Genomic DNA, 5,712 nt, shown 5'->3' with positions numbered 1-5,712 from the left:
GCTCCCCCTATGGAGCTGGAGTTGCGGCATCTCAGGACGGTCCGGGCCATCGCCGACGCCGGCAGCCTCACCAGGGCGGCGACGGCGCTCGGGCTCGCGCAGCCCGCGTTGAGCGCGCAGCTGAAGCGGATCGAGCGGGCGCTGGGCGGGGCGTTGTTCGTCCGGGGGCGGCACGGGGTGCGGGCCACCGCGCTCGGGGAGCTGGTGCTGGAGCGCAGCCGGATCGTGCTGCCCGCGGTGACCGAGCTGCAGCAGGAGGCGGCCCGGTTCGCGCGGGCCCCGCGGACCGCGCGGCACCTGCGGCTGGGCGGCACCCACGGGCCGCTCCTCGGCGCCCTGGTGGACCGGCTCGCCGACGTGGCACCGGACGCCCGGATGACGACCTGCACGTCCTGGTCGGAGCGGGAGCTGGCCGAGCAGCTGGCCGACGGCCGGCTGGACTACGCGCTCGCCGGGACCTGCGGATCGGCGGCCCCGCCCGGTGCCGGGGGGCTGGTCTGGCGGGAGGTCGCCGTCGACCCGGTCTTCGTGATGATGCCCGGCGGCCACCCGCTCGCCGGCCGGCCGGAGGTGGACCTGACCGAGCTGGCGGGCGAGGAGTGGGCCTGCGTACCCGGCGACGGCTGCTTCGGCGACTGCTTCACCGCCTCGTGCGCCCGCGCCGGGTTCACCCCGCGCCGCATGTACGAGACCGACACCGCGTCCCTCGTCCACCTGGTGCAGGTGGGCCGGGCGGTCGGCCTGTGCCGGGCGACCTTCCCGACCACCCCCGGCATCGTCACCCGCCCGCTCACCGGCACCCCGCTGGCCTGGCGGCACCTGCTGGGCTGGCACGGTGTGTCGCAGCTGACGGACCTCGCGGCCACCGTCCTCGCCCAGGCCCGGGGCGCGCACGCGGACGTGGCTGCGGGCAGTGACAGTTACACCGAGTGGCTGTCCGCGCACCCCGTCCCGTATGCCGGGGGCCGGCCGGGGTAGGCGGGGCGGCATGAGGCGATGGCTGAAGCTCGTGGCCCTGGCGGCCGGCTTGAGTGCCTGCATGGGCGTCGTCTCCCGGCTGTGGCAGGACACCTGGGCCGACGCCGCGTGGTTCGGCGTCACCATGTGCTGCGTGACGCTGGGCGTCTGGGGCGCCAGGGCCTACGTCGACCGCAACGCCCAGGGCAAGGACTGAGGCGCTTCCGTGCGCCGCGTTCCATAACGCCACCCAGAGGGCCAAGCGACGTCTTACGACAGCCCTCCGCTCCTCCCTACGGTTTCGGCACCTCCCCACCGAGACCGAGGAGATCCCCCATGCCCCACCGACACCGACAGACCAGAGCCGTGGGTGCCGCCGTCGCCGCGACGGCCGCCCTGCTCGTGGCCGGGCTCAGCGGCTCCGCGAGCGCCGGGACGGCACCCTCCCCCGCCGCGCCCACGGCCGCCGAGGCGCTGCGCGCCGACGCCGCCCCGCCCGCCCTGCTCCGGGCCATGGAGCGCGACCTCGGCCTCGACCGGGAGCAGGCCGAACGGCGGCTCGTGAACGAGGCCGAGGCCGGTGCCGTCGCGGGCCGGCTGCGGGCCGACCTCGGCGGCGACTTCGCCGGCGCCTGGGTGCGGGGCGCCGAGTCGGGCACGCTGACCGTGGCGACGACGGACGCGGCCGACGTGGCGGTGATCGAGGCGCGGGGCGCGGTGGCCGAGGTCGTCCGGCACTCGCTCGCCGACCTGGACGCGGCCAAGTCCCGCCTTGACCGGGCGGCCGCTCACCGGGACACCGCCGACGCGCCGGTCCGGTACGTCGACGTCCGCACGAACACGGTCACCGTGCAGGCCGTACGTCCCTCCGCGGCCCGCGCCCTCCTCGACGCGGCCGGTGTCGGCGCCGGGCTCGCGCGCGTCGAGAAGTCGGCCGAGCGGCCCCGCCCGCTGTACGACCTGCGGGGCGGCGAGGCGTACTACATCAACAACAGCGGGCGCTGCTCGATCGGCTTCCCCGTCACCAAGGGCACCCAGCAGGGCTTCGCCACCGCCGGTCACTGCGGCCGGGCGGGCGCGAGCACGAGCGGCGCCAACCGGGTGGCCCAGGGCACCTTCCAGGGGTCGGTCTTCCCCGGCCGCGACATGGCCTGGGTGGCCACCAACTCCCAGTGGACGGCCACGCCCTACGTCAGCGGGGCGGGCGGTCAGAACGTGCAGGTCGCCGGGTCGACGCAGGCCCCGGTCGGCGCGTCCGTGTGCCGTTCCGGTTCCACCACGGGCTGGCACTGCGGCACCGTCCAGCAGCACAACACCAGCGTGACCTATCCCGAGGGCACCATCAGCGGCGTCACCCGCACCACGGTGTGCGCCGAGCCCGGCGACTCGGGCGGCTCGTACATATCCGGCAGTCAGGCGCAGGGGGTCACCTCGGGCGGGTCGGGCAACTGCAGCAGCGGCGGCACGACCTTCTTCCAGCCGATCAACCCGCTGCTCCAGAACTACGGCCTCACCCTGAAGACGACCGGTGACGGCGGCGAGGACCCGGGCGAGCCCGGAGAGCCCGGCGGCACCTGGGCGGCCGGCACCGTCTACCAGGCGGGCGACACGGTGACGTACGGCGGCGCCACCTACCGCTGCCTCCAGGGCCACCAGGCCCAGCGGGGCTGGGAGCCGTCGAACGTGCCGGCGCTGTGGCAGCGGGTGTGAGCGGCTGACCCTCTGGAACGGGGGGGGCGGGCCCGGGTGTGCGCAGGGAGAGCGCACCCGGGCCCGGTCGCGGCTGTGGGGCGTCAGGTGCGGGTGACCCGGCCGCAGGACCCGTCCGGCGTGAGCGGCACGGTGGTGTCGTAAGGGTCGATCGCGGGCCCGGTGGGCCGCGCGCCGTCGGGGCCGTCGTCGGCGAAACCGGGGTGCAGGTAGCCGTCGTTGACGTCGCAGTCGGTGTTGTTGTGCTCGGAGACGTACTTCTCCAGCACCAGCTTGCCCTCGGTCACGTCCCAGGCGTCCGGGTCGTTGAGCGCCAGGGTCAGTTCGCGGCGGACGATGGTGCGGGCCACCGGGCCGTCGGGGTCGTCGGTCCGCACCAGCGGGTAGACGAAGGTGTAGTCGGCGTTGACCTTCACGACGCCCGGCTCCCCGGCGGCGAGGGTCATGCGGCCGCGCACCTTGACCACGTCGCCGGCCAGGCGGGTCTCGGCCGGGTCGAAGCGGGTGAATAGCTTGAGCGGGTCGTGCTCCTCGTCCGGTGCGCGCAGCGACCGGCGCAGCTTGGGCAGCAGCTCCGGCTGCTTCGGGTCGAGGACGGCCAGCGCCTTGTCCGGCTGCCCGCCGCGCAGGACTCCGGGGTCCAGGTTGGCGGCGACCAGCAGGTCCTTGGTGCGGCGCAGCGCGAACGCCACGTCGTCCTCGCTCAGACCGGAGAGCGCCTTCGCCTTCGGTACCTCGATGGCGTCGGCTCCCTCGGCCCACTGTTCGGCGGGCGAGCCGCGGAAGGGGTGCTCGGACGTGGCCCGGCCGGAGTCGGCGGGGCCACCGGCGGCGCCGCTGGGCCGCGCGGTCTCGGCCGCCAACGGCTGTCCGGAGCCGCCGTCGTCGTCCGGCAGCACCAGCGAGGGCCGTACGGCGACGGCCGCGAGCGCCGCCAGGACCAGCACGCCGACGACCGCGCCCACCCGCCGCTTCCGGGAGCCGCCCGCCGACGGCGCCGGGCCGGTACGCCATCCCGGCGGGGGCGGCGGCCCCTGGTTCTTCCGCCCGCCACGAGGGTCGGCGCGCAGGGCCGCCTCGTCCTCCTCCCGCAGCCGCCGGGCCACCATCCGGGCGCGCGCGGAGGGCTCCTTGGGCGCGGAGGAGCCACCGCCCTCGGCGGCCTCCCGCAGGAACGACTCCAGTTGCTCGTCGGACAGGGAGGACGACGGGTCGTCGTCGGAACGGTCGGGGGGCGGGACGGTACTCACGGACTCACTTTCCGGTGCGAGCGGGGGCGGCCGGCGGGAGCCTCCGGCGATCAATCGTGCCGTCCCGTGAAGGAGAAGTGCAGGGCCCCGATGGGTTCGTGACCCAATCACAACCCCGCCAGGGGCAGGGACGACCGCCTCACGCCCGCAGATACGCCAGGACCGCCAGCACCCTGCGGTGGGTCTCGGTCGCCGGGGGCAGGTCGAGCTTGGTGAGGATGCTCCCGATGTGCTTGCCCACCGCCGCCTCGGAAACGACGAGTTGGCGGGCGACCGCCGCGTTGGACCTGCCCTCCGCGACCAGCGCGAGCACCTCCCGCTCACGCGGGGTGAGCCGCTCCAGCGGGTCCCGGCGGCGGCGCAGCAACTGGCGTACCACCTCCGGGTCGACGACCGTGCCGCCGTCCGCGACCTCGGTCAGCGCCTCGACGAACTCCTCGACCTGGCCGACGCGGTCCTTCAGCAGGTAGCCGACGCCCGTGCCGTCACCGGAGTCCAGCAACTCGGCGGCGTAGGTCCGCTGCACGTACTGGCTGAGGACGAGGACGGGCAGGGCCGGGCTCCGCTCCCGCAGCCGCACCGCCGCGTGCAGGCCCTCGTCCTGGAAGCCGGGCGGCATGCGGACGTCGGTGACCACGACGTCCGGTGCGTGCTCCGCCACCGCCTCGACCAGTGCCTCCGCGTCCCCGACGGCGGCCACCACCTCGTGCCCGCAGCGGGCGAGCAGGCCGGTCAGCCCGTCCCGCAGCAGAACGCTGTCCTCGGCCAGCACTACGCGAAGCGTTCGGTCCACTCGCAAGGAATCTCCACGCGCAACAGGGTCGGTCCGCCCGGCGGACTGGACAGGGAGAGTCTGCCATCCAGCACCGACACCCGGTCGGCGAGACCGGTCAGCCCGCTGCCCGCCCCGGCGTCGGCGCCGCCCCGGCCGTCGTCCCTGACCTCCAGGAACAGCCGTCCGTCGAGGTGGCCGCCGGTCACTTCCGCACGGTCGGCGCCGCTGTGCCTGCCGACGTTGGCGAGGGCCTCGCGGACCACGAAGTAGGCGGCGGCCTCCACCGCCTTGGGCAGCCTCCCGGCCAGCTCCAGGGTGACGTCGACGGGCACGGCGGACCGGTCGGCGGCGTCGGCGACCGCGGCCTCCAGCCCGTAGTCGGCGAGGACCTTGGGATGGATGCCGTGGATCAGCTCCCGCAGTTCCTCCAGCGCCTTGCCCGCCTCGCCGTGCGCCTTGGCGAGCTGATCGGCCAGCGGGCCGGGCGGCGCGTCGAGCCGGGCCAGGCCGAGGGCCATCGTCAGGGCCACCAGCCGCTGCTGTGCCCCGTCGTGCAGATCGCGCTCGATACGGCGCCGCTCCGACTCGAACGCGTCCACCAACCGCACGCGCGAGCGCGTCAGTTCGACGACTCTGGCGCCCAGGTCGCCGTCGCGCGGAGCGATCAGGACGCGGGTCAGCTCGGCCCGCGCACCGGCGGCCAGACCCAGCGCGTAGCCGCCCAGGGCGAGGAGCAGCAGGCCCAGCAGCGCGGCGCCGAAAGCGGTCGGCCAGGTGGTGACCGTCCACGTCTTGAGCACCTTCGCCTCCTCGCCCCCGCCGACGGTCGCCATCAGCAGCGGGGTGGCCACCATGGACAGCGGTGTGGCCAGGGCTGCGGTGACGATCACGGCGTCCACCGGCCAGAGCAGACCGGCGAACAGCAGGGCGTGGCCCAGCTCCCGCCAGGTCGCCCGCTCCCGCAGCCGGGTGGCCAGCCAGGGCCACAGGCCTGGTGTGGGGGGTGGCCGGTGGGGGTCC

At 75.3% G+C, this 5,712-nt stretch carries 6 protein-coding genes; 3 read left to right on the top strand and 3 right to left on the bottom strand.

Annotated features, from left to right (window positions below; all coding sequences use genetic code 11):
- Positions 1-9 precede the first annotated feature (9 nt).
- The 3 genes from DMH12_RS36750 to DMH12_RS36740 all read left to right on the top strand — a co-directional run bounded on the left by DMH12_RS36750 (position 10) and on the right by DMH12_RS36740 (position 2,667).
- The gene (locus DMH12_RS36750) at positions 10-978 is read left to right on the top strand and encodes a LysR family transcriptional regulator (RefSeq protein WP_125495631.1); all 969 of its coding nucleotides are present in this window, start codon (positions 10-12) and stop codon (positions 976-978) included.
- A gap of 10 nt (positions 979-988) precedes the next feature.
- Positions 989-1,174, top strand: coding sequence for a hypothetical protein (locus tag DMH12_RS36745; RefSeq protein ID WP_125495630.1), 186 nt, complete (start codon positions 989-991; stop codon positions 1,172-1,174).
- A gap of 119 nt (positions 1,175-1,293) precedes the next feature.
- Complete coding sequence (locus tag DMH12_RS36740; protein WP_125495629.1) at positions 1,294-2,667, top strand: carbohydrate-binding protein; 1,374 nt, start codon at positions 1,294-1,296, stop codon at positions 2,665-2,667.
- Between the two features lie 83 nt (positions 2,668-2,750).
- On the opposite strand, the gene DMH12_RS36735 is transcribed toward DMH12_RS36740, so the two are convergent.
- From DMH12_RS36735 to DMH12_RS36725, 3 genes are all read right to left on the bottom strand, one after another.
- Complete coding sequence (locus tag DMH12_RS36735; protein ID WP_125495628.1) at positions 2,751-3,917, bottom strand: hypothetical protein; 1,167 nt, start codon at positions 3,915-3,917, stop codon at positions 2,751-2,753.
- A gap of 139 nt (positions 3,918-4,056) precedes the next feature.
- Positions 4,057-4,689, bottom strand: coding sequence for a response regulator transcription factor (locus tag DMH12_RS36730; RefSeq protein WP_125495627.1), 633 nt, complete (start codon positions 4,687-4,689; stop codon positions 4,057-4,059).
- Positions 4,689-5,712, bottom strand: a 1,024-nt coding sequence (locus DMH12_RS36725) for a sensor domain-containing protein (RefSeq protein ID WP_148107582.1), incomplete at its 5' end; no start/stop codon positions are given. The genes DMH12_RS36725 and DMH12_RS36730, both read right to left, overlap by 1 nt.

The organism is Streptomyces sp. WAC 04229 (genome assembly GCF_003947455.1).
Taxonomy (GTDB): Bacteria; Actinomycetota; Actinomycetes; order Streptomycetales; family Streptomycetaceae; genus Streptomyces.
Note: the sequence above shows the minus strand (reverse complement) of the source record. Positions and strands in the feature narration are given on the sequence as shown.